Annotated in this window: 20 protein-coding genes; 6 read left to right on the plus strand and 14 right to left on the minus strand. The window is 71.5% G+C overall.

The genetic code is table 11. The features are described 5' to 3' along the window. Positions 1-414: 414 nt before the first annotated feature. The 4 genes from ggpS to mgtA all read right to left on the minus strand — a co-directional run bounded on the left by ggpS (position 415) and on the right by mgtA (position 6,897). Entirely contained in the window at positions 415-1,938 is a 1,524-nt protein-coding gene (gene ggpS / locus V5F75_RS10215; RefSeq protein ID WP_394036484.1) for a glucosylglycerol-phosphate synthase, read from the minus strand. Further along, positions 1,935-2,750, minus strand: coding sequence for an HAD family hydrolase (locus V5F75_RS10220; RefSeq protein WP_394036486.1), 816 nt, complete (start codon positions 2,748-2,750; stop codon positions 1,935-1,937). The genes ggpS and V5F75_RS10220 overlap by 4 nt, the downstream gene beginning before the upstream one ends. Before the next feature lie 5 nt (positions 2,751-2,755). Next, positions 2,756-3,916, minus strand: coding sequence for an NAD(P)H-dependent glycerol-3-phosphate dehydrogenase (locus tag V5F75_RS10225; protein WP_394036488.1), 1,161 nt, complete (start codon positions 3,914-3,916; stop codon positions 2,756-2,758). Positions 3,917-4,335: 419 nt separating this feature from the next. Continuing rightward, positions 4,336-6,897, minus strand: coding sequence for a magnesium-translocating P-type ATPase (gene mgtA / locus V5F75_RS10230; RefSeq protein WP_394036490.1), 2,562 nt, complete (start codon positions 6,895-6,897; stop codon positions 4,336-4,338). 295 nt (positions 6,898-7,192) lie between these two features. Here mgtA and V5F75_RS10235 point away from each other — a divergent pair, with 295 nt between their 5' ends. Together V5F75_RS10235 and V5F75_RS10240 are read left to right on the plus strand one after the other, a co-directional pair. Next, a complete protein-coding gene (locus tag V5F75_RS10235) occupies positions 7,193-7,858 on the plus strand; it encodes a dienelactone hydrolase family protein (protein ID WP_394036492.1) in 666 nt (221 codons plus the stop codon). Between the two features lie 154 nt (positions 7,859-8,012). After that, the gene (locus tag V5F75_RS10240) at positions 8,013-8,678 is read left to right on the plus strand and encodes a phosphoribosyltransferase (RefSeq protein ID WP_394036494.1); all 666 of its coding nucleotides are present in this window, start codon (positions 8,013-8,015) and stop codon (positions 8,676-8,678) included. Here V5F75_RS10240 and V5F75_RS10245 read toward each other — a convergent pair. The 6 genes from V5F75_RS10245 to V5F75_RS10270 all read right to left on the minus strand — a co-directional run bounded on the left by V5F75_RS10245 (position 8,666) and on the right by V5F75_RS10270 (position 12,549). After that, complete coding sequence (locus V5F75_RS10245; RefSeq protein WP_394036496.1) at positions 8,666-9,112, minus strand: YbhB/YbcL family Raf kinase inhibitor-like protein; 447 nt, start codon at positions 9,110-9,112, stop codon at positions 8,666-8,668. The genes V5F75_RS10240 and V5F75_RS10245 overlap by 13 nt on opposite strands. 123 nt (positions 9,113-9,235) lie before the next feature. Continuing rightward, positions 9,236-9,448, minus strand: coding sequence for a ChaB family protein (locus V5F75_RS10250; RefSeq protein ID WP_394036498.1), 213 nt, complete (start codon positions 9,446-9,448; stop codon positions 9,236-9,238). A 34-nt stretch (positions 9,449-9,482) separates the two neighbouring features. After that, a complete protein-coding gene (locus V5F75_RS10255; protein ID WP_394075379.1) occupies positions 9,483-9,899 on the minus strand; it encodes a DUF3775 domain-containing protein in 417 nt (138 codons plus the stop codon). Between the two features lie 93 nt (positions 9,900-9,992). After that, positions 9,993-10,544: a hypothetical protein gene (locus V5F75_RS10260; RefSeq protein ID WP_394036500.1), complete on the minus strand. Its 552-nt coding sequence runs from the start codon at positions 10,542-10,544 to the stop codon at positions 9,993-9,995. 46 nt (positions 10,545-10,590) lie between these two features. Continuing rightward, positions 10,591-11,121, minus strand: a complete 531-nt coding sequence (locus tag V5F75_RS10265; RefSeq protein WP_394036502.1) for a flavin reductase family protein — start codon at positions 11,119-11,121, stop codon at positions 10,591-10,593. Between the two features lie 297 nt (positions 11,122-11,418). Further along, positions 11,419-12,549, minus strand: coding sequence for a helix-turn-helix domain-containing protein (locus tag V5F75_RS10270; protein WP_394036504.1), 1,131 nt, complete (start codon positions 12,547-12,549; stop codon positions 11,419-11,421). A gap of 328 nt (positions 12,550-12,877) precedes the next feature. On the opposite strand from V5F75_RS10270, the gene V5F75_RS10275 reads away from it, so the two are divergent. Next, entirely contained in the window at positions 12,878-13,219 is a 342-nt protein-coding gene (locus V5F75_RS10275; protein ID WP_394036506.1) for a hypothetical protein, read from the plus strand. 114 nt (positions 13,220-13,333) lie between these two features. On the opposite strand, the gene V5F75_RS10280 is transcribed toward V5F75_RS10275, so the two are convergent. Continuing rightward, a complete protein-coding gene (locus V5F75_RS10280; RefSeq protein WP_394036508.1) occupies positions 13,334-14,503 on the minus strand; it encodes an alpha/beta hydrolase in 1,170 nt (389 codons plus the stop codon). Positions 14,504-14,751: 248 nt separating this feature from the next. Between V5F75_RS10280 and V5F75_RS10285 the strand changes: the two genes are divergently transcribed. Next, entirely contained in the window at positions 14,752-15,309 is a 558-nt protein-coding gene (locus V5F75_RS10285; RefSeq protein ID WP_394036510.1) for a hypothetical protein, read from the plus strand. Between the two features lie 28 nt (positions 15,310-15,337). Next, entirely contained in the window at positions 15,338-16,387 is a 1,050-nt protein-coding gene (locus tag V5F75_RS10290) for an AI-2E family transporter (protein ID WP_394036512.1), read from the plus strand. An 18-nt stretch (positions 16,388-16,405) separates the two neighbouring features. Here V5F75_RS10290 and V5F75_RS10295 read toward each other — a convergent pair whose 3' ends face one another. Continuing rightward, positions 16,406-17,866, minus strand: coding sequence for an alpha/beta hydrolase (locus tag V5F75_RS10295; protein ID WP_394036514.1), 1,461 nt, complete (start codon positions 17,864-17,866; stop codon positions 16,406-16,408). 240 nt (positions 17,867-18,106) lie between these two features. Between V5F75_RS10295 and V5F75_RS10300 the strand changes: the two genes are divergently transcribed. After that, positions 18,107-18,514, plus strand: a complete 408-nt coding sequence (locus V5F75_RS10300) for a hypothetical protein (RefSeq protein ID WP_394036516.1) — start codon at positions 18,107-18,109, stop codon at positions 18,512-18,514. A 500-nt stretch (positions 18,515-19,014) separates the two neighbouring features. Here the strand turns inward: V5F75_RS10300 and V5F75_RS10305 are convergent, their stop codons facing one another. Both V5F75_RS10305 and V5F75_RS10310 read right to left on the minus strand, forming a co-directional pair. After that, positions 19,015-22,467: an AAA family ATPase gene (locus V5F75_RS10305; protein WP_394036518.1), complete on the minus strand. Its 3,453-nt coding sequence runs from the start codon at positions 22,465-22,467 to the stop codon at positions 19,015-19,017. Then, positions 22,464-23,723 (minus strand): metallophosphoesterase family protein, encoded by a 1,260-nt coding sequence (locus tag V5F75_RS10310; protein WP_394036520.1) that lies wholly within the window; start codon positions 23,721-23,723, stop codon positions 22,464-22,466. The genes V5F75_RS10305 and V5F75_RS10310 overlap by 4 nt, the downstream gene beginning before the upstream one ends. Between the last annotated feature and the right edge of the window lie 198 nt (positions 23,724-23,921).

A 23,921-nucleotide genomic window follows, 5' to 3' on the forward strand; every position in this document is an offset into this window, starting at 1 on the left:
GAAAAAGCAGAGTGGTGTCCCCGGCGTGACTCGAACACGCGACACCAGGTTTCATCCCACCTCGGCTTTCGCCGCCGCCTCGGGCCCTCGGGCCGCCGGCGTTCGTGGTCTGGACTATCCCTTCGCCATGGCCCGCGGAAGGTCCGCGAGGCTTTAGGCGCCGCCCGTCTAGTCTCTACACCTTCCGCCGGCCGGATGGAGGCATCGCGGGCCGGGCGGCTTGGCTCGGGATCGGCATGGCCGGATGGCCGAAGCTTTCCCCGAATTTGAGCGGATTCACACCGGGCGTTTCCGCCACGGGTGCCCAATTTTAGGAAACCTGTGCTCTATCCTGCTGAGCTACGGGGACCTGCCCCTCATATAACGGCGCGCCCGCCGCCGCGCCAGCCGGAATATGGCGCCATCCACGCCCTCTCACGCGCAGGCGACATCGCGCGCCGCCGCGTCACGCGCGGGCTGGGCGCGCAATGCCTCGAAGCCGGCGAGGGTGGTCTCGGCCCAGTCCTCCAGGGTGAAGCGGCGGGCGGAGGCGCGCAGCAGCCCCATGCGGCCGCGGGCCTCGGCCTCGGGCATGGCCAGAGCCTGGTCGAGAGCCTTGTCCATGTGGGCATTGGAGAAGGGGTTCACGGGAATGGCGCCCTCCAGCAGCACCGCCGCGCCCGCGAATTCGGACAATATGAGCACGCCGCGCCCGTCCTCCCCCTGGGCGGCGCAGAACTCGCTCGCCACCAGGTTCAGCCCGTCGGCCAGGGGCGTGATGGCGGCGACGTCGGCGGCCCTGTAGTAGGCCACCAGCTCCGGCAGCGGGATGGCGGTGGAGACCAGGGAGACGGGCTGCCACTCGAAGCTGCCGAAGGCGCCGTTGATGCGCCCGGTCAGCTCCTCGATGCGCTGCTGCACGTCCTCATAGGCGCTCATGCCCCGGTTGGCGCCCACCGAGGCCAGCATGAAGCGCACCCGGCCGTGCAGCTCCGGCCGGCGCGCCAGGAGGCGCTCGAAGGCTTCGAGCTGCTGGATGTTGCCCTTGGTGTAGTCGGTGCGCGAGACGGAGAGCACCAGCTGCGCCCCGTCCAGCCCGGCGCGGATGGCCTCCACCTTCTCCGCCACCGCCGGCGCCGCCGCGAGGGCCTCGATGTGCCGGAAGTTCACCCCCACCGGCGTGGTGTCGATGCGCACGGTGCGCCCGCGCGCGGCGAGGGCGAGGGGGGTGAACATCTCGTTCAGGGCGGTGCCCTCGTGGGTCATGCTCGGGTCGGTCTCGGCGTCGCGCAGGGGGCGGGCGCCGGCGATGGAATGGGCCACCGCCATGAAGTTCTGCGCATAGCGCGGCACGTGGAAGCCCACCGCATCGCAGGCGAGGAGGCTGTCCACGATCTCCCGCCGCCAGGGCAGCACATTGAACATGTCGGGCGCGGGGAAGGGGGTGTGGTGGAAGAAGGCGATCCGCGCCGAGGGCTTGAGCTGGCGCAGGTAGCCCGGCACGAGCCACAGGTTGTAGTCGTGCACCCACACCACGGCGTCGTCCGCCGCCTCCTGCGCCGCCGCCTCCGCGAAGGCCCAGTTCACGGCCCGGAAGGTGGGCCAGTCCACCGGATCGTAATTGTAGCGCTCCTTGAAGCCGTGAAGGATGGGCCAGAAGGCTTCCTTGGAGGTGACGTGGTAGAAGCTGCGCACCTGTTCCGCGGTCAGCGGCAGGCGGCTGACGGCATAGGTGCCGAAGCTGTCGGAAATCTCCACCACGCGCGCGAAGCCCGGCGCGGCGGGGTCCTCCGCCTCCTTCCAGGCCACCCAGGCGGCACGGTCGATGCGGCCGATGAGCGCCTTCAGCGTGGGCACGATGCCGTTGGGGCTCCCATGCTCCTTCAGGACGGTCGCGCCATCCTCCACCACCTCCTCGTAGGGGGCGCGGTGATAGACGATGACGAGATCCGATTTCATGAGCTCCCCTCCGGAGGCGTGGGGTGAAGGTCGAAGGCGGCGATGGCCTCCGCGATGCCGCCGGCGCCGGGCGCGCGGCAGTGGAGGGCGCGGGGCAGGGACGCCGTCGCCTCCAGGAGAGCGGCTTCCGCGCCGCCCACCACCGCGCCGTGAAGACCGGTGCGGAACATGGCGAGGTCGTTCAGCGTGTCGCCCGCCACCAGCACGCTCTCGCGCGGCAGGGCGAGGTGGTCGATGAGCGACAGCAGGGTGGAGCCCTTGTTCACGCCGCCCGGCAACACGTCGAGGAAGCAGCCGGCGGAGGTGAGGATGTCGAGCCCGGCGTCCTCCAGCGGGCGGACCGCCGCCGGATCGTAGGCGCCGGGGTCGTAGTGGTAGGACATGCGGTGGCGGAAGGGCGTGTCCTGCGGCCGCAGCCCCGGCGCCCCCTTGAGGGTCTCCCGCACGAAAGCGGAGCGTGCGCCCCAGGCGGCCGCGATGGGCGCTTCCAGGGCATCGATGAAGGACAAAGCAGGGCGGCCCGCCCGCAGCTCCATGCGCGCCACCGTGGTGCCCACGTCGGCGACCACATAATCGGGCACGGGCACGCGCGGGCCGTCCCCCGCCTCGCCCGCGCACAGGGCGCTGATGAAGTCCGGATCGCGGCCGGTGACGAAGACCAGGCCCACGCTGTCGCGGTGGCGGGAGATCCAGCCGTAGAGCGCCGCGCGCATGGCCGGCGTGCCGCCCAGGAAGGTGCCGTCGAGATCGGTGGCGAGCAAGAGGCGCCAGCCGGCCGCCGTCCCGGGGGAGGCGGCGCGCGTGTCCGTCATCGCCGTCACGGCAGCAGGGCTTCGAAGCGGCGCGTCACCTCGGCCTCGGCCGGGTGGGGGAAGGCGAGGTCGAGGGCGCGCGGCTCGGCCTGGATGGGCGCGGCCCAGAAGGCGGCGAAGGCTTCGCCGATGGGCCGCCCCCCCGCCACCACCGCGCGCACCATCTCGCAGATGGGCATGTGGAGGCCGAGGCGGCGGGAAAGGTCCGTCACCGTCACCGCATTGTGGCGGCCCTCCACCAGCACCGGCGCGCCGCCGAACGCTTCGGCGTCGGACCGGCCCTCGCCGCGGGCGAAGCCGTAGCGGAAGTTGCGCGACTTGGGGCTGGAACAGGTGAGCATGAGGTCGCCGAGGCCGGAAAGTCCCGTCACCGTCTCGCGCCGGCCGCCGAGGCGCACCGCCAGCTCCTTCATCTCGTCGAGCCCGCGGGTGATGAGCGCGGCGCGGGTATTCTCCCCGAAGCCGGCGCCCGCGAGCATGCCGCAGGCGATGGCGACCACGTTTTTCACCGCCCCGCCCACCTCCACGCCGGCCATGTCGTCGGAGACGTAGGGGCGGAAGCTGTGGCAGGTGAGGCTGGCGGCCATGCGGGCGCCGGGGCGGGCGTGGGGCGGCACGCCCGGCCCCGCCGCGCAGGCTACGGTGGCGGCGGTGGGGTGGCCGGCGGCGGTCTCGTCCGCGAAGGTGGGACCGGAGACCACGCCGATGACGCGGCCCGGCGCCGCTTCCTGCGCCACGACGGACATCATGAGCCCGGTGCCGGCCTCGATGCCCTTGGCGCTGACGAACAGGGGCACTTCGTGCGCGGCGAGGGCGCCCATGCGCCCGGCCATCTCGCGGATGGTGGGAGAAGGCGTGACGAGCAGGACCGCCCCGGCGCCATCGAGCGCGGCGGCGAGATCGGACGTGGGAGCGATGCCGTCGGGCAGGGGGATGTCGCCGAGGCGCGCGGCGTTGCGCCGGGTGCGGGCGATCTCGGCGGCGCGGGCGGCGTCGCGCAGCCACAGGCGCACCGCGCAGCCCGCGCGGGCCGCGACCACGGCGAGGGCGGTGCCCCACGCTCCGCCGCCGAGCACGGCGAGCGTGCCGTAGGGCCTCGGTGCCATGGGCGGCGGGTGGCTCGCAGGCCATCGTGGCTGCCGCGACAGGGTCTTGAAGTCGGTCATGGGGTCCCCCTGTGTTGCAAGGGCGTGCCGCACGCCGCGTGAAGCGGGTGGCGACGGGGCAAGAATTGCCCGGAGAGGCCTTCGAAAAAGCCCATTCCTCAATGGATCATTGAATGTATCATATTTGCAATATGGCGTGTGTGTCAAATCTCTCCGTTATGGATCTGGATATCCGCTCGTTTATTTGGTGGCGGAATGATGGCTGCATCGTAAAATGCGTGTAATATTTCTACTTATAAATAAAATTAATATATATAAAGTCATACGCGTTGTCTTGCGGTGAATTAAATTACTATATACTGCAATAATGTAGTATTATTACATCGTTGTGTGTTGTTGGCTATGCATTCCGGGGCGCGCGGCGCCCTTGGCGCCTCCGGCGCGAGATGCGAAGGAGGGGGCTCATGGGGGCGAGGATGTCAGCGCTCACGGGAAGACTTCGCGCGGCGGTGGAAATGCCAGACATGGGCGCCGGAATAAAAGCGCTTCTTGGTCCACTCCACGCCCGCCACATAGAGCACCACGATGCCCGCGCTCGCGGCGAGAAGGCTGGCCGGAACCGGGACGAAGCCGAACGCCTCCGCCACCGGCGGGATGAAGGGCAGGGACACCGTGAGCGCCGCCACCAGCGCGGCGGCAATGAAGAGGAAGCGGCTGGGCCGGCTGCGCCAGCTGGGCATGTGCGTGCGCAGCACCAGGATCACCGACAGCTCGGTGAGCACGGAGAGCACGAACCATGTGCTCTGGAACAGCGCCTCGCCGGCTTGGAACACGCCGAGCAGCACCGCGAAGGTGAGGAAATCGAACAGCGTGCTCACCAGCCCGAACACCAGCATGAAGACGGCGATGGCGCGGATGTTCCAGCGCTGCGGGGCCGCCAGGGCCTCCTCGTCCACATTGTCGGTGGAGATGGCCATGGCCGGGATGTCGGAGAGGAAGTTGTTGAGCAGGATCTGCTTGGCGAGCAGCGGCAGGAACGGCACCACCACCGAGGCGAAGGCCATGGAGATCATGTTGCCGAAATTGCCTGACGTGGCGATGGAAATGTACTTCAGCGTGTTGGCGAAGGTGCGCCGGCCGTCCACTACTCCCTGCCGCAGCACATCGAGATCCTGCTTCAGCAGCACGATGTCGGCGGTCTCGCGCGCCACGTCCACCGCATGGTCCACGGAGACGCCGGCATCGGCCACATGGAGGGCGGGGGCGTCGTTCACCCCGTCGCCCAGGTAGGCCACCGCGTGGCCGCGGTGCTGGAGCGCGCGGATGATGCGCTCCTTCTGCTGCGGGTCCAGCTCCACGAACAGGCTGGCCTGCTCGGCGAGGTGCCACAGGGCCTCGTCGCGCATCTCGTTCATCTGTCGGCCGGTGACGAGGTGGCGTGTGTCGAGCCCCACGGCGGCGGCCACGTGGGCGGCCACGTGGCGGTTGTCCCCGGTGAGGATCTTCACGGCGATGCCGAGCTTCTCGATCTCGCGCACCGTCTCGGTGATGCCCTCCTTCAGCGGATCGAAGAAGAGCAGGAAGCCTTCGAACACCATGCCGGTTTCGTCGGCGCGGGCGTAGCCCGGCTGCGGCGCCAGCCGGCGGCTGGCGAGGCCGAGCACGCGGAAGCCCGCCTCGCCGCGGGCGCGGAAAAGCTCCTGGAGGCGTGTCCGCCCGGCCTCGTCCAGCGGTACCGGGCCAGAGGGTGAGGCGAGCGCGTCGCAGCATTCCAGCACCGGGTCGAAGGCGCCCTTGGTCACCATCAGGTGGCGGCCGTCCTCCTCCACCACGATGGTGAGGCGCTTGCGCACGAAATCGTAGGGGATCTCATCCACCTTGGCGCCGCCGGGGCAGGGGCAGCCTTTCGCGTCCGCCGCGGCGACGATGGCGGCGTCGAGCGGATTGGCGATGCCGCTTTCGAGCCGCGCGTTGAGGGCGGCGAGGCCGAACACCGCGAGGCTCTCGGCCCCCGCCGGATCGAGGGCGGCGTTGAACTCCACCACACCCTTGGTGAGGGTGCCGGTCTTGTCCGTGCACAGCACGTCCACGCTGCCGAGGTTCTCGATGGCCTCCAGCCGCCGCACGATGACGCCGCGCCGCGCCATGCCCCGCGCGCCGGCCGCCAGCGTGATGGAGACGATGGCCGGCAGCAGCTCCGGCGAGAGGCCCACCGCCAGCGCCACCGAGAACAGGAGCGATTCCACCACTGGCCGGTGCAGCAGCAGGTTCACGGTGAACACGAAGATGACGATGCCCGTCATCACCTGCGTGAGCAGGTAGCCGAAGCCGCGAATGCCGCGCTGGAACTCGGTGTCCGCCCCCTCGCGCGAGACGTGGCCGGCGATCTGCCCCAGCTCCGTGGCGCTGCCGGTGCGGGTGACGAGGACGGTGGCGGTGCCGCTCTGCACCGATGTGCCCAGGAACACCATGTTCGTGCGCCCGGCGAGGGCGGCGCCGGCCTCCACCGGCTCGGGGGATTTCTCCACCGGGAAGGTCTCGCCCGTGAGCGCGGCCTGGGAGACGAGGAAGTCGCGCGCCGCCATCACCCGCCCGTCGGCGGGCACCAGATTGCCGGCGGAAAGCTCCACCACGTCGCCGGGCACGAGGTCCTCGGCGGCGATGGTCCGGGCTTCGCCGGCGCGGCGCGCGACGGTGCGCAGCGCCAGCTTCGCGCGCAGCGCCGCCACCGCCTGCGAGGCCCGGTATTCCTGGAAGAAGCCCATCAGCGTCGAGCCGAGCACGATCGCCATGATGATGCCGGCGTCCGTCCATTCCCGCACCGCCGCCGACACGATGGCGCCGAATACGAGGATGAGCACCAGCGGGCTCTGGTATTGCCGCAGCAGCAGGCGCAGCGCGCTGGCGCGGCGGCTGGCGGAAAGGCGGTTGGGGCCGAATTGCGCGCGCCGGCGCTCCGCTTCCTCGGGCGTGAGCCCCTCGGGGCGCGCCTCCAGCGCGGCAAGGACGTCGGGGAGCGGTGAGGACCATGGATCAGTCATGGCGGGATGCCCGGTTCGGCCAGCGGACGAGATGGAGCATCCTAGCGCAGCCGTGCGACCTCGGGGTGATGTCGCGCAGCATGGCACGCCACCCGCGTGTGCTGGCTTTGCGCTCGATCAATGATCGCCGAGCCCCGTTGCACCGAAACTTCAGGATGCGGCCGACGGGGGGGGAGCCGGGGCCGGCGGCCGCCGGCCCGTCCGTGGGCGATCCTTCCTGCCTTTGCCTTCGGGGTGTATCCTCTCGGCGCCGCAGCTCTGGATCGGCCCCGGTGATACCGAGGGAGTGCATCGCATGGTGCAACAGGCCGTCTCGCAAGCCACGCCCACGGCGCGCCCGTGCGCCATCCCGCCGCTCGGCCTGCCCGGTGAACTCGGCGTGCCACGGGGCGCGCGGGGGTTGGTGGTGTTCGCCCACGGCAGCGGCTCCGGTGTGGGCAGCCCCCGCAATCGCGCGGTGGCGGATCATCTGCGCCGTGACGGCCTCGCCACCCTGCTGTTCGACCTGCTTTTGCCCGAGGAGGAGGGCGACAGCCGCAAGATGTTCGATCCCCTGTTCCTGTCCGACAGGCTGCTCCAGGCGCTCGACTGGGCGGGCAGTGTGCGCGAGGCGCGAGGGCTGGCGGTGGGCCTGTTCGGCGCCAGCACCGGGGCGGCGGTGGCGCTGGCGGTCGCGGCCCGTTTCCCCGAGCGCATCGACGCCGTCGTGGCGCGCGGCGGGCGGCCGGATCTGGTGCTGCCGGTCCTGGCCCTGGTGCGGGCGCCGACCCTGCTGCTGGTGGGCGGCGCCGACGAGGAGGTGCTGGAGCTGAACCGGCGCGCGCTGATCCGCTTCGGCGGGCCGGTGGCGCTGGAGGTGGTGCCGGGCGCCGGGCATCTCTTCGCGGAGCCGGGCACGCTCGATCAGGTGGCGCTGCGTGCCTCGGCCTGGTTCCTGCGCCATCTCGGCGGGGGGGCCTAGAGCGATTCCTGCAAAAATGCGGAGCGGTTCCGCGTCCGAAATTGCGTCAAACCAATGAGTTAGAGCGCTTTCAAGCGAAGTGGATTTCGGCTCGCGTGAAGAAAATGCGTGATCTCAAGAATCCAGAGCGGAAAAGGCTCTGGAGGAGGGGCCCATGAATCGTTTTCGCGATCGCACCGATGCCGGGCGCCGGCTCGCCGCCGCCCTTTCCGGCTATGCCGGGCGCGATCCGGTGGTGCTCGCCTTGCCGCGCGGCGGGGTTCCGGTGGCGCTGGAGGTGGCGCAGGCGCTCCATGCGCCGCTCGATCTCCTGCTCGTGCGCAAGATCGGCCTGCCGGAACAGCCGGAGCTGGCCATGGGCGCGGTGGTGGATGGGGCGGCGCCCATCGTGGTGCGCAACCGCGACATCATCGCTTTCTCGGGCGTGGATGAGGAGGCCTTCGAGGCCGTCTGCCGGCGCGAGCTCGCGGAGATCGAGCGGCGGCGGGCGCGCTACATCGGCGCGCGGCGCCGCGCGCCCATCGCCGGGCGGGTGGTGATCGTCGTGGATGACGGCATCGCCACGGGCGCCACCGTGAAGGCGGCGCTGGAGGCGATCCGCGCGCGCGGGCCCCAGGTGCTGGTGCTCGCGGTACCGGTGGCGCCGCCCCAGGTCCTCGCCGCGTTGCGGCCCCTGGTGGACGATATCGTGTGCCCGCTGACGCCGGAGGCGTTCGACGCCATCGGCTATTTCTACGATGACTTCACCCAGGTGGACGACGCAGCGGTGGAGGCCGCGCTCGCCCGATGCCCGGTGCCGGTGCCCGATCAGCGCGCGTAGAGGCCGGTGATGCGGGCGGTGTCGGCGGCCTGAAGGCGCGCGGTCCGCGCCACGTCGGCGGCCGAGGGCTGCAGGCCGCATTCCAGCCGCTGGGCGTTCAGGGCGAACAGCTCGAACACGTAGCGATGGGTGCCGTGGCCGCGGGGCGGGCAGGGGCCGCCATAGCCCAGCTTGCCGAAATCGTTGATGCCGCCGCGGATGCCGTAAAGCACCTGCCCCTCGTCGAGGCCCGAGAGATTGGCGGGCAGATCGAAGATGGCCCAATGGTGGAAGGTGCCGCGCGGGGCATCGAGATCGTAGCACACCAGGGCGAAGCTGCGCGTCGAGGCCGGCACCGCGCTCCACTGGAGGGGCGGTGAGAGGTTCTCGCCGTCGCAGGTGAGGCGGCGCGGCATGGGCTGGCCGTTGGCGAAGGCCGGGGAGAACAGGCGCATCGAAATGTTCCTCGGTGCCGCTGCGGCAGGGGAAATCCGACGGAACGCCGCGCTGCCGGCGGCGGTCTGAGATCGGTGGGCGATCTCCATGACAGCCGCGCGGCTCTCCTGCAATCGGGAACATCACGTTTGGATGGGAACCCAGCGCGTGCCGTCCTTCACATACCTCCGCTTCACCGCCGCCCAGGCAATGCGGTGCGCCGCCTCCTCGCGGCGGGGGTCGTCGAGGTGCCCGGCGAAGGCGGCGTTGAACGCTGCGCGGTAGATGTCGCACGCATGCTCGGGCAGGTGGTGCCGCACCGCTGGCGGCAGGTCGGCATTGCTCTGGTAGGGCATGGCGAATCGCCTCCCCGCGGCCTCCGCCGCCCGGTCATGATTCGGATTCGATGTCCTCGCACGAATAGCCGAGCTGGGAGAGCGCCTCCTCCAGATAGTCCGAGAGCAGGGGCATGCCCAGCAGGTAGCTGGCGGTGCGGTTGTTGTGCGCCCGCGCGGCCTCGGCGCGCAGCTCGTCCCAGGTGGCGCTTTCGCCGTCGCCGCGGCCGAGCCAGGCGAGGGTGACGAGGTCCACCTGCTCGTCCTCGTTCAGGTCCCGGATGAAGCTGACGATCTCGCTGCGCACCGGATCGTCGGGATGGTCCTCCAGCACCGAGAGCATGGCGTCGTCGGTGGCGTTCGAGCCGGGATCGGGCTCGGTCACCGCATCCTTCACGTCGAACTCCCGCGCCAGCTGCACGAGGAAGCACACCTTCTCGACGGGGATGGAAAGGTCTGGCGTCTCGGCCATGGCGTGTCTCCTCGCAAGGTTCGCGGCGACGCTTGCCGCCGCATGTACGTAACGCATTTTCACGCCGCGCGGGTTCCGGGGCGTTGAGCGTCGTCAAACCCGCGCGCCGCCGGAAGGGACCACCACCACTTCCGCCCGTGCCAGCCGGCGGAACAGGTTGCGCTGGCGTACCAGGGGCCACCACTCGTAGAGGAAGATTTCCAGCGGGCGGGAGTTCGCCACCCAGCCGAGAATCACGAGGCTTTCCACCACGAAGCTGGAGAAAGTGCCCGCGCCCAGCATCCCCGCCGCCTCGCGGGCGAGGAACAGGCACAGGGCCAGCACCGCGCCGCCGATGACCAGCATGCGCCGGCCGATGCGGAACAGCTCCCGCAGCTCGCGGGAGACGGCGGCGGCGCGCTCGCCGAAGAAGTTGCGGATCGCCTCGCCCACGCCGCGCGCCTCCGGGCGCTCCGCTTCCTCGGCCGGCAGGTGGATGAGGATGCGGATGGGCGCGCGCGCGGGCAGCTCCCGTGCCCAGCCGACGATGAACTCCTCCGCGTCCGCGTCGAGGTCCCGCTCGCGGAAGGGGAAGGGATCGAGCATGTTGAAGAGCTGAAGGACCCGCTCCAGGCGGATCTCGATGGCATCTTCCGACTCGCTCACCGCTGTCCCCCTCGGGTTCGGACGGAGGTTCCGCGGGGCGCGGTCCTCAGGGCATCCGCGAGGGGATGGTCATGATGTCGCCGTCCACCGCGAACCTGCCGTAGCCCTGGTGGTGGATGGTCTTCGGCGCCTTGCGGGCGGGGTCGCGCCACGCCTTCACCACTTCCAGGATGAACAGGTTGTAGCTGTTCACCAGCCGCGTGTTCACCACCCTGCATTCGAGATTGGCGAAGCATTCCGCGATGAGCGGCGCGGCCACCTCGGTGGCGGGCAGGGGGGTGAGCCCGAAGGCGGAGAACTTGTCGGTATCCGCGCCGGAGCAATTGCCGATGCCCACCACCTTGTGCGCCAGCTCCACGTCCGGAATGGCGATGACGCATTCCTTCGTGGCCTTCAGCGCGGCATGGCTGAAATCGGCGACCGAAACCACGCAGGCGACGAGCGGCGGGGTGAACTCCACCATCATGTGCCACGACATGGTCATCACATTGTGCCGGCCGCGGCGGCTGGTGGCGAGCAGCACCACCGGCCCCGGTTCCAGCAGCCCATAGACCTCGCCGAGGGCGAACTCCTTCACGGCCGGCGGCGCGCCCGCACGGGCACGCGCTTCATCTCGGCCGGACGCGCGGCGCCGAAGCGCAGGGCCAGGATGCCGAGAGATGCGATGAAGGCGAACGGGACCAGGGACCACATGGCAGCCTCCCTCCTGGGAGCTTGGCCGGAGGCCGTGCAAGAGCGGCATCCGCGATTGGGATGAGAGCCCCGGGCGGCGCGCGGGTCCTTGCTCAGGATCAATTGGGGAGCCGCGTCGTGCCGGAAAAGGGGCTCACGATTTCTTGAGCGGAGCCTTCCGCAGCGGCATATGGGTTGCCGGCTAAGGCTGGAGGCGCCCCAGCACATCGCCGAGGTCGCACAGTCCGTGGTGCCGCGCGGGCTCGGCCGGAGGCGGAGCGGGGCGCGCGGGCGTACCGCAGGCGCGGGCGGCGCTGGGGGAAAGGCCAAACTCGGCCCTGAACGCCCGGCTGAAGCCCGAGTGATCCATGAAGCCGAGCGTCTCGGCGATCTGCGCCACCGTCCGCCGCTCCCGCGGATCGCCCAGCATGGCGAAGGCCGCGAGCAGCCGCTGGCGCTGGATGTAGCGGGAGACGCCGCCCAGTTCCTCGAACAGCCGGTAGAGCCGCGAGCGGGAGACGCCAAGCGCCCGGCACAGGCTTTCCGGCGAGAGGGTGGCGGAGGCGATGTTCTGCCGGATGATGCGCCGGGCCCGCTCCCGCAAGGTATGCGCCACGAGCGCGCCAGCGCCGGAGGCATCGTCGGCGCGGGGCGCCACGGCGGCGGCGACCAGGGCGCGGGTTGCCGCCGCGATCTGCGGCAGGTCCTGGGCGGAACTGCGCGGCAGGTGGCGCGCGAGGCTCGCCAGATGATCGGCCAGGATGCCGCCGAGGCCCTCCAGCGGCAGGTCCGCCGGGGCATCGTCGAGCCGCGTGGCGAGCTGGGGGAAGAGGTCGCGCGGGAGAAACAGGCTGATCACCTGCTCGTCCGCCCCCATGCCGTGGAACGGCGAGGCGAGGGAGCGCAGGCCGAACACGGGGGTGCCGCCCGCCGCCGGAGGGCAGAGCACCAGGCACCAGTGGTCCAGCGCCGGCTGCCGCCAGTGGCGCCACGAGCGCACGTAGCCGGTGCCCGGCATGGTGGCCACCGTCAGCGCCATGCTGCCGAGGTCCCACACCTCCTGCTCGGCCACGAAGGCGCCGTCCGGCGCGCTCGCCAGCGAGAGGTCCACCACCGGCGCCGTGAAGTCACGCCACGCGGCGAACTGGTCCGCCGGGGCGAAGGCGCGGGTGCTGAACCGCCGCGGCGCCGCGGGCTCGGCTTGCGCATGCGCCGGGCTCGGCGATGGCGAAGGAACGAAGGAGGCCATCTGGCGTGCGGCGATGTCCGGGGGCGGGCGGGAAGGGCGGCGCGCCGCGCGGGCGTCCAAGCGCCCCGCCGACGGTTCGTTCATAAGGCTTTCCATTGCGATTGTGGTGCGAGCATGGCTGCAATCGCGCGATCACGCGGGTGTTCCGCGGGGCGTGATTGGGACGCCCGGCACAGGCGCGGTACGTCGCGCTCATGGCACGGGCGTTCCTTGGCGCTAGATTCGCGGGTGTGATGCGCGCAGGCCGGCCGCGTTGCGGCGGGGAGGTGAGGCCAGAACGTCACCTGCCGCCTCCCCGAGGGACTCCCATCGGACATCACCCCCTCCGGATGGGAGTGGCCGCCGTGTCACGGAAAGGCGCGGCACGGGCCTGGCCCCGTGCCGCGCCCGCACCCATCGAGGAGGTCGGCAGATGCTGTCCCGACGCGGTATTTTCAGTTTTCTCATCGGTGCAGGCGCGGCCGCCGTCGCGGCGGCGGTGCCGGCGGAAGCCCAGCAGTGGCGCCCGCCGAACCAGCGCTCCATGGGTCCGCCCGTCAACCAGCCTCCGGCGCCGCGCAGCCAGAGCCGCCCGCCGCCCCGGCGGGGCTACACCTGGGTGCCCGGCTACTGGTCCTGGAGCAGCCGTCGCCGCACCTATGTGTGGAATGACGGCTCCTGGATGCGCGATCGGCCCGGCTATCGCTACGTGGGGCCGCAATGGGTGCTCCGCCGCGGCGAGTGGGTGTTCATTCCCGGCCGCTGGGTGCGCTGAGGGGAGCCGGCGCCGCGCGCCGGCCTCAGTGGCGAGGGGCGGCGCCGCGCGCCGGACGCCGTCCTTCCGTCCACGCGCCTCGACGGGCACCTTTGAGCACCCGCGCGGGTGCGCCTATCGCGACAGCCCGGCGCGGAACACCTGGATGGGGGCGGTGACCACGGCGCCCACGGCGCCGCCCACCGCATCCACCGCGCCGACCGGCCCGCTCACGCCTTCCGAGATCTGCTGCCCGGCCACGAGCTGGTCGCCGATGAGGCGCACCATGTCCGCCTGGGTGGCGAACTTGGAGTGGTTGAGGCCGTCGCCGCCCTGCAGGGCGGTGAGGTCGAGCACGGTGATGCCGTTGCCCTGCTCCAGCCGCGCGGCATAGGCGGGGTTCGTAAGGTCCACGGCGCCGACGCGCTGCACATCCCCCGCGATGGTGCGGGAAAGGCTGAGGGCATGGTCGTTGCGGGAGACGAAGATGGTCATCTTGGGCCGCTTCGGCCCCATCTCCTGCACCTGCCGCTCGAACACGTCGATGTCGAGGTCGGGGGAGGCGAGGATCACGTTGCTGATCTTGGCCGGAATGCGCCCGTCCTGCAAAGCGAGCTGGCGCAGCGCCTCCACCGCGAGCCAGGCGCCCATGGAGTGGGCCAGCACCACCACCTCGTCCACATGGGGGCTGCGGGCCGCCGCGCCGAGCACGTAGGCGAGATCGGAGCGCGAGAAATTGGCGCTCTCGCGGTCGTAGACATAGCCGGTGACCTGCCCGCGCGAGGGCCAGGTGAACAGCACCGGCGCGAGGTTCGAGCGGCTGTCGTTCACGAACTGGGCGAAGCGGAACACCGCCGCGTCGAACGGCGTGTTGAAGCCGTGCACAAACACCAGCACCCGCCGCTTGTTGTTCGGCAGCCCCTGGAACCAGGGCAGCACCTGCTTGCGCGTGAGGGGATCGACCTGCGTCACCACGAACTCGCGCGCGGGGTCTCCCGGCACGCGCGTGGGCCACTGTATGGAGCCGGGCTCCCGATTGGGCGGGATGCTCACCACGATATTGGCGAAGGAGAGGCTTTCGCCGCGCTCGCCGGTGAAGAGCACGCCCTCCACCTCCGAAGGGGCACGGGTGGTGGCCACCAGCATGTCCACCTTGGAGGCGCCAGCCTCCGCGCCCACGGCCACCGGAACCAGCACGCCCTCCGGCCGCGCGCAGCCGGAAAGGGAAAGCGGCACGGCGCACGCGGCCGCGAGCGCCAGCATCCGTCCCGCGCGAAAGAAGAGGCTGCTGTTGCCTGTTGCCATGGTCGTGGAGCGTATCCTGAAGGAGCCTTCGCCGTCCCTCATAGAGTATCCCGCGAAAGATGAGAATGATCTTTCGGGAAGAACGGGCCGGGATCGTGCCCGATGCGACCAAAGGTGAATAAATGCCTCATGTCGTTCCGCCGGGTTGTGCCGCTTGTGACGGCGACGCGGCCAGATTTCGCGCAGCCTCGCCACCGCTCTCCGGCTCTGCTATTGCGCTGTGATGCGTTGCGGGAGGCGGGTTATCCATGAGCGGGACGGCGAACGAGATTCATCTTCACCTCAGTGACGTGAAGAATTTCTTCCAGGTTCCCGAAATCGACCCCTTCGAAGGCGATGATCTCGACATTTCCGGCATCGATCAATTGATGGATGCGCTGAAGGCGCAGGGGGACTGGAAGCGCAAAAGCCTGCGCGCGGTCGTTCATCTGCCCGCGGCCGATGCGGAGGATCCGCGCATCGGCAACATGACGAAGTATCTTGAGCGCTACTGCGACAAGCAGATCCAGTACAATCGCCGCAAGATTGCTGAATTGAGGCTCGAGGGCCGCCATGCCCTGCGGGTGGGACTGCTGTTCCTCTTCGTCTGCCTCGCCCTTTCCGCTGCGACGGAAAAGCTGGTGGGCTCGGATCTGCTGGTGGGGCAGGTGCTGGTGGAAGGTTTCATCATCGCCGGATGGGTGGGCCTTTGGCACCCGCTGGAGGTGCTGCTCTATGCCTGGTGGCCCAATGCGCAGGACATCCGGCTCTATGAGAAGATCAGGTCCATGCGGCTCGACTTCGCGTTCGATCACGAGGCGGTCTGAGGCCTATGGCCGGGGGAAGGGGTGAACCATGCGGGTGTTGATCGCTCTGGTGGCGGCGGTGGCGGTGGGCTGCGCCCTCTATGTGGCGGAAGGGCTGTTCGCGCCCGTGGCGTTCGCGCTGTTCGTCATCGCCGTGGTGTGGCCGCTGCAGAGGCGGCTCCAGGCCCATCTGCCGAAGCTGGTGGCGGTGCTGGTCACGCTCGTCGTCACCCTCGCGGTGGTGGGGGCGGTCACTTCCGTTGTGGTGTGGGGCTTCGGCCACGTGGGCCAGTGGGTGTTCCTGAACGCCGCCCGCTTCCAGCTGCTCTATGCCCAGCTCGGGGTCTGGCTGGAGGGCCACGGCTTCGTGCTCGCGGCCGTGGTCGCCGAGCATTTCGACGTGCGCTGGCTGCTGCGCCTGTTCCAGGATGTGTCGGGGCGGGTGCAGGGGCTGGCGAGCTTCCTCGTCTTCACCTTTGTCTATGTCCTGCTGGGCCTGCTGGAGGTGGACGCGCTGGCGAGCCAGCTCAAGGCCCTGGAGCGGCGCAGCCGCGGCGATTTCTCCGGCGCCTTCCTGCTGGCGGCGGGCGCCGACATCGCCCGCAAGCTCCAGAAGTACATGGCGGTGCGCACGCTCATGAGCGTGGCCACCGGCGCGGTGGTGTGGGTGTTCACCCTCACGGCGGGGCTGGAGCTGGCGCTGGCCTGGGGCGCCATGGCCTTCGCCTTCAATTACATCCCCTTCATCGGCCCCTTCATCGCCACCCTGCTGCCCACGCTGTTCGCGCTGGCGCAGTTCGAATCGTGGGAAATGGCGCTGTTCGTGTTCGTGAGCCTGAACCTCATCCAGTTCCTGTCGGGCAGCTACATCGAGCCGCGCCTCGCCGGCAAGGCGACGGCGGTCTCGCCCTTCCTGGTGCTGTTCGCGGTGTTCTTCTGGGCCTTCCTGTGGGGCGTGCCGGGGGCGTTCATCGGCGTGCCCATCCTCATCAGCGCGGTCACGCTGTTCGCCCACCATCCGGCGACGCGGGCGGTGGCCGACGTGCTCTCCGGCCAGCCGGCCCAGGAGGAGCACGCGGCGAAGGGGCACGGGGCCTGAGGTTCAGGCCCTGCCCGCTCAGGGGCGGGCCGGCAGGCCCGCGTCCACCCGTTCCAGCAGGTAGGGGAAGAACGGGTTGGAGGACATGCGCACCAGCATGTCCACGTTCACGATGAGCGCGCCGTATTCTCCCCGCGCGGCGATGTCGCCGAGCCGCACGCCGAAATCATCAGCCGGGTCCGGGTTGAGGCCATAGAGCCCGTCGGTGAGCGGGAACGGCAGCGCCACGTGGGACAGCGAATAGACATCGGGCGGGTAGGAGAGGGCGAGGGGCGTCACCACCTCCTCCGTGGCGGCGGCGGGCGTCACGCGCACCTCCGCCAGGCCTGAGTCCGCGCTCACGTTGGTGACCACGGCGGTGCGGAAGCGGCGCGGCGCCGGCGGCAGCAGGCGCGAGAGCGCGGTGTCGGCGCGGGCGTTCAGAAGCTGCTCGAAATGGGTGTCGCGGTTGATGTCGAACAGCACCAGCTCGCTGCCGTTGTCCTCCAGGCGGGCGTGGAGCGTCTCGATCACCGCGCGGGTGCTCACCGTATGGTCCAGCACCGACTGGAAGGTGAGCACGGGGGCGAGCCCGGCGAGGCGCCCATCGCGCAGGTGGCGGTTGATATTGGCCTGAAGCGCCTGTGTGAGCAGGAAGGACTGGCGCGCCGCCTGCACCGGAAACGAGTTGTACTTGAAGGGGTTGAACTCCGGGATGATGGACAGCCACGCGGCCTTGGCGAAGGCGGGGAACACCGCCGGCCAGCCCGCGATGCCGGCGAAACGGGCGAAGCGCGTGACCCCCACCATGGGCGAGATCAGCACGATCTTCTCCGGTGCCACCAGCTTCGGGTCGTCGAGCGCGTCGAGGGCGTGCATCAGCGCCAGCGCGCCGCCATTGGAATAGCCGATGATGTGGATGGGCTTGCCCGGCCCCACGCGCCGGCGCGCCTCGCGCATGGCGAGCCGGGTGGCGGCGATCCAGTCCTCGTGGTCCGCCGCCGTCAGTCCTCCCGGCACGGTGCCGTGCCCCGGCAGGCGAATGGCGATGGAGAGGAAGCCGCGCGCCGCATAGCGCCGGGCGAGGTGGCGCAGGCTGTAGGGCGAATCCGTGAGGCCGTGCAGGAACACGGCGGCGCCCACCGGGTCGCCCTCCGGCTCCAGCACGAAGGTGCGGTTGAAATCCTGCGCGAAGTGGCCGGGATAGGCGGGGCTCTGCGCGAAGTAGCGGTTGAAGCGCTCGCGGTCGCGCGGCGGCAACTTGTCCGTCACCTGCGTGCGCACGGCCTCGAACACCTTGTCCTCGGCGGCGAGATAGGCGGAAAGGTCGGCGGTGGCGAGGGCGGCCCGGCTCATCTCCTGCGGCACGAAGGTGTGCCACGGCTCCAGCGGCGGGCCCCGCCAGGCATCCACCGCGCGCACGGTGAGGATGGTCGCGAGCACGATGAGAAGGCCGATGCCGATCCGCCGCGTCCAGCGCCAGAGCCAACCGAGGATCATGCCGCTTTCCTTCCCCGCCTTGTCGCGCCGCCGGAGGGGCGACCGAGGGCGCTCTATAGCCGCCGCCTGCCAGCTCACCAAAGGACATTTCAAGCGCAACGGTAATCGAGGGCGCGGCTCTCGCCACCGTTGCCGCGTTTGGGATGAGCGGGACAGGGGCGGGACGCAGCGCTCATCCGTTCCGCGCCGCGCCGGTGCAAAGATCAACCGACAGGTGAAGCGGAAACCGGGTGTGTCCGAATGAGCAGGGTGAAAGGGCGGGCCGGCGCTGCGGGTGCGCAGGAGACGACAGTCGATGCGGTGAATCTGGACGCGGTGGTGCTGGAGCAGATCTTCCTTTCCGCGGACGTGGAGAACGCCGCAGAGCGGCTGCGGCGGCGTCGTCTGCTGCGCCGCCTGCTGCGCCGGCCCGCCGCGCGGATCGCGAGCCGCAGGCTGAAGCGCAAGCGGCTGCTGCACCGGCTGGACCGTCAGGCGCTGGGGCCGCGGCTGCGCCCGGTGCAGCAGGAGCGACGCGCCGAGGTGCGCCGGGCGCTCAGCCTGGTGCGTCCCGCGCGCGCCGCCATGCCGAAGCCGGAGCCGCGCCCGAGCCGCATCGGCCGCTGGGCGCAGGCGGGATGGGCCGGCCGCGCCGCTCGCGGCTGGTGAGGCGCGCACCAGCGGCGCCGGGGCTGGTCCCCGCCATTGAGGACTTCATTGTCGCGCGGTGGCGGGGCGCAGGCAGTCTTTCCCAGGCGTCGGTTGGCGGGAATCGGTCGCGCGGTTGCGCCGCGCGCTCAGCATGGTGCGCGCTGCCACGCCGACACCGGCAGCGCCCGAGCGGGAATGGCCTCCGGGCGCGGGCGGAATGGCCAGGCCGCCCTGGCCACGGCCGATGAGGCGCGCCGGTGGTTCCCGGTCTGGCTGGCCCCCGCCCTTGAGGATGTCGTCGGCGCGCGGCGGCGGGTGCCGCCGGCCTTCGCCATGCCGGGGCCAGCGACGCATCGGCGGGGCTGTCGTCGCGCCGGTGCGTCGCAACGCTTCCTCGGGCGCATCATGCCCTGGCCCCGGCCTTTGGTCGCCGCCGGCGGGGCTTCGCGCAAAGGGCGCCCGAGCCGACCACCGCTCCGTCGGAGGGCCCCGCGCGCCGGGCTCGCGGTCTCTCGGCATCAGAGCGGGATGACCGACGCCTCCCGCCCCAGGGCACGGGTCGCGCACTCCGCCACATGGGCGTGGTGGGTGAAGACGATGACCTGCGTCACCGCCCCGAGGCCGGCGAGCAGCCGCATGCCCGCTTCCGTGCGGCCCTCGTCGAAGCTCACGAACAGGTCGTCCGCCAGGAACGGCAGGGGCGTCGCCCGCCGGGCGTGCTCCTCGATGGCGGCGACCCGCAGCGCGAGGAAAAGCTGGTCCGCCGTGCCCTCGGAAAGGGCGTCGACCCCGTGCAGACGCCCGTCGCGGATGGCGGCGAGGCGGGGCGGGTCCTTGTCGTAGTCGATACCGATGCCGCTCCAGCGGCCATCGGTGAGGGTGGCGAAGGCTTCCGCCGCTCGCGTCACGATGGGGTTCTGGTGGCGCTCCCGATAGCGCTCGACAGCGAAGGCCAGCAGCCGGGCGGCCACATGGGCGCGGGTGAAGCGCTCCATGGCGTCGCCCAGGTCGGCGATGGCGTCCTGCATGTCCTGGGCGGCGCCGGCGGCGCCGGCCTGCCCGGCCTGGGCCTTCTGCTCCTCCTGCGCCCGCGTGTCCGCCACGATGGCGGCGTCGCGGGCCTGCCGCGCGGCGTCATGGGCCGCGGCGGCGTCTTCCGCGTGGCGCGCGAGGGCTTCGTCGTCCCGCCCGCCAATCTCGTCGCGGATCTCCTCGACTGCCCGCCCGCCGCGCAGGCTGTCCAGGCGCTGCCGGGCGGCGGCGATCTCCCCGTCGCAGCGGGCCGCCTGCTCCAGGCGCTCCAGTTGTGCCGGCAGCTCGGCCGGCTGCGTCACGCCGGCACGGGCGAGCACCTCGGCAAGCCCTGCGTCGGCCCGCTCCAGGGTCGCGCGCGCGGCATCGCCGGCGGCGTCGCGCTCGGCCAGCAGGGCTTGCGCCGCCTCGGCGCGGGTGCGGGCCTGGAGCGCGGCCTCGACCCGGCGCCGCAGCGCACGCACGGTGGCGAAGAGATCGCCGGAGGCCGCTTCCTCCAGCTGCCCGAGCAGTTCCTCCATGCGCTGGGTGAAGGCCCGCTCGTCCTGCTCGATGCCGGCGATGCGCCGTTCCGCCGTCGCAAGCTCGCCGTGCAGGGTGGCCGCCTCCTGCCAGAGGCCGAGGGCGGCGCGGGCTTCGTCCGCGGTCGCGCCGGGGCGGATGGCGAGGGCGGGAAACACCTCCGCTGCCTCCGCCGCGAGCGCGTCACGCTCGGTGTCGAGGGTGGAGCGGCGTGCGTCCAGCTCCGCGGCGTCGCGCACGTGGCGCTCACGGTCGCGCCGCAGCTCGCGCTGGCGCTGGAAGGCCGTCTCGAGCGCGGCCACGGCGGCCCGCAGCTCCGCCATGCGCAGGGGCGCCTCGCCCAGGGGCGGCAGGTGAAGGTCGGCCCGCAGCGCCTCGGCCTCGGCCCGGTCGCGCCGCGCCGCCTCCACCTGCTGGGTGGTTTCGGCCTGCTGCGCCAGCAGGGCGTCGGCATCCCTGCGGATGCTCTCCACATCGCTCAGCACGGGCAGGGAGGCTTCCTCCGCCGGCAGCCCGCTCGCGCTCCACAGCGCGCGCCACGCCTCCCGCGCGGCGTCGAGGCTGGCTTGAGCGGCCGCCACGCGGGCTTCGGCCGTGGCGAGGCGCGCGTCCAGCTCCGCGAGGTCGAGCTCCGCGCGAGCGAGATCGGCGAGGCGCCGGCTCTCAGTCTGGCGCTCGTCGGACAGCCGGTCGGCGGCGGCCAGCGCGCGCTCGAATGTCTCTGCCTCGGCGGTATCGCCGGGAAGCACGGCGCGCTGGGCGAGGAGCACCGGGCGCAGGGCGCGCCAGCGCGCGTCGCGGGCCTCGCGCGCGGCGGCGATGGCGCTCGCCGTGGGGGCGGTGCCGGCACCGTCGAGCACCCGGCGCCGCGCCTGGATCTGGTTCCTCTGTGCGGCGAGGTCCTCGCGCTGCTCATCTGCGCGCGCATGCGCGGTCTCTGCATCCGCCACGCGTGCGAGGGCGGCTTCGGCCACCTCATGGTCAGGCAGGGGGCGGCGCAGCAGGTCGTCCGCGCGCCATGGCCCGAACGGCAGCCGCGCCACGCGGGCGGCGAGCGCCTCGCGGGCGGCCGCGAGGCGGCGGCCCTGGGTTTCGGCGGCGCTGGCGCGGGTCTCGGCGCCGTCGAGGGCTTCGAGCCGGCGCCGGAGCGGGGCGGGGTCCGCGACGGGCGGAAGTTCCTCGGAATCGGTGTCTCGGCGGCGTCGGGCGAGGGAGAGCGCATCGGCTTCCAGCGCCTCGCGGCGGGCGGCATGGGCGCGCAGGCCGTCGGCCAGGGTCCCTGCGCGCGCCAGCAGTGGCCGGCCGGGCAGGCGGGCGCGCAGGGCTTCCACGTCCGGCAGGTCGAGCCCGGCGGCGATGCGCGCGAGGCCCACGCGGGCGGCATCGGCCTCCCGCCGCCGGTTCGGCAGGCTCGCCAGCTTGTTCTCCACCTGCGCGCGCTCCTCATCCCGCCGGGCGATGTCGTCGGCGCGGGCGAGAACGGCGTCGTCCACCGTGACGGCGGCGCGCGCGGCGCCGGCCTGCTCCGCGGCCTGGGCGGCCTGGGCGGCGGCCTCGGCGGCGCGGTTGCGGGCATCGAGCCGCGCGCGCGCCTGGGCCGGGAAGGCGGCGTCCACCTCCGGCAGGGGCCCGAGGGCCGCGCGGGCGGCTTCCGCTGCCGCGATGGCGCGCAGCTCCCGCGCCGCGCCGAGCAGGGCGCGGGCGCGGTTGGCCGCGCGCAGGGCGGCTTCCTCCGCGTCTCTGGCTTCCGCGCACGCCCGCGCGGCCTCTTCCGCATCGGCGCGCAGCCGGGCCACGGCCTCGCCGCGCAGCTCGCTGTCCTGGCGGACCTTGTCGGCCTCCTTGTAGCGCGTCACCGCCGCATAGAAGGGGAGGGCGGCCACCGCGCGGGCGGGGTTGAACAGGGCCGCCGCCTCCGCCTTCATCTCGTCGCGCAGCGCCGCCACCCGGCCGAGGCCGGGCGCTGCCGCCACCAGCGTGTCGGCGAGGTCGCCGCCACCCGCGAGCAGCTTGGCGCCGCCCTCGCGCAGGCGCGCCTGGTCGAGCCCGAAGATGGCGAGGAAGGCGTCCCGGTCGTGGGCGCCGAGGAAGGGGACGAGCATGTCGTCTGGCAGCGGGGCGTCGGTCTGCGGGTCCACCAGGGTCGCCTGCCTGCGCTTCAACCGGGCGAAGGAGAGGGGGCGCCCGTCCGCGCCGGCGATGGTGGCCGAGAGGCGCATGGACTTGTAATCGTGCAGGAAGCTGAAGCGCGAGCGTTCCTCGATGCCGAACAGCACGTCGCAGGCGGCGGCAAGGGCGGTGGTCTTGCCCGCCTCGTTGGCGCCCAGCACCACCACCACGCGGGCGGCGGGGTCGAAATCGAGCCGGCGGTCGGTGAAGTGGCCGTAGCGGTCGAGGCCGAGGCTGAGGAATCTCATGACGCGTCCCCTTCGCCATCGGAAAGCCGCGCCAGGATCATCTCCCGCGCCTCCGCAACCGCCTCTTCGATCAGCAGATCGAGGTCCGCGCCGTCATGGCCGAGGGCCTTCAGCCCCGCCTTGGGCGCGCGATCGCGCAGCTTGCGCAGGGCCTCGCCGATGTCGTCGCGCAGGCCGGCATCGGCCGCCACTTCGGCCAGGATGTCGCTGAAGTCCCCAAGCAGGGGCGCGGGCCGGGGTGGGGGACCTTCCAGCCGCACCGAGACCTTCTCGATGAGCAGCCGGTCTCCGGCCTCGGCGGCCACCGCAGCCATATCCTCGTGCAGTTGCGCCGGTTCAGCGCGCAGGGCGGCCGCCAGCGGGGTGCTGCCGGTGAAGGCGAGGCGCACGGCCAGCGGGCGGCCGTCGGCGCGTTCCACCGCTTCGGTGAGGGCGGCCCGCGCGCGGTCCAGCATGTCCTCCCGCGTGGCCGCGCCGGAAAGGTCGATGTCAACGGCGTCGAAGCGGGCGGCGTCGAGGGTCAGGGCGTCGAGCGCGGCGATGCGCCCGTCCGCCACCCGCACCAGGGTGGCGCCCTTGGGCCCGGTTTCGCGCGCGTGGCGACCCTGCAGGTTGCCGGGAAAGACGATGGCGGGGCGCTCGCTCACCACCTCGCGCTGGTGGATGTGGCCGAGCGCCCAATAATCGTATCCCGCCCGTTCCAGGTCCGCCACCGTGCAGGGGGCATACACTTCGTGTCCCTCCCGTCCCGTGAGGGAGGTATGCAGCACGCCGATGTTGAAATGCCCCGGCACGGCCGCCGGGTAGCCGAGGGCGAGGTTCTGCGCCACATGGCGCTGGGCGAAGCCGCGCCCGTGCAGGGCGACCTTCAGCTCCGGCAGCGTCACGGTCTCGGCCGCCTCCACCGAGAAGCCGCGCACGTTCTGCGGCAGCGGCAGCTCGCGGCTGATGACCGAGGCGGCATCGTGGTTGCCGCGCAGGATGAACACCGGGATGTTCTCCCGCGCCAGCCGGCCCATCTGCCGCACGAAGGCGTGGCCGGTGGAGAAGTCCTTCCAGTCGCCGTCGTAGATGTCTCCGGCGATGACCACGAAGTCCACCTGCCGCGCCAGCGCCGCCGAGACGAGGTTGTCCAGCGCGCGCCGGGAGGCGCCGGTGAAGGCCGCGGCCTCCGGCCCGCGGCGGGCGAGGCCGCGCAGGGGGCTGTCGAGGTGCAGGTCGGCGGCATGGAGGAACTGGAACGAGCGGGACGACATCAAGGAATCACCGTGGCGCGCGGGCGCGGCCTGCGAGAGTGCGGGCTGTGCGCCTCCTTTGGCAACCCGGCCGTGCTCTCGCTCGGCGGCGGCGCCAGGCGTCTTTTCGCGGGAGGCGGGATTGCCAATGCGTCCTCCGCTTGTATGGTCGCTTCGCACCCATTTCGCAGCGGTGGGTGTTGGAGGTATGATTGAACT

The sequence above is a fragment of the Xanthobacter albus genome, from assembly GCF_043194895.2.
In the GTDB taxonomy this organism is placed as follows: Bacteria; Pseudomonadota; Alphaproteobacteria; order Rhizobiales; family Xanthobacteraceae; genus Xanthobacter.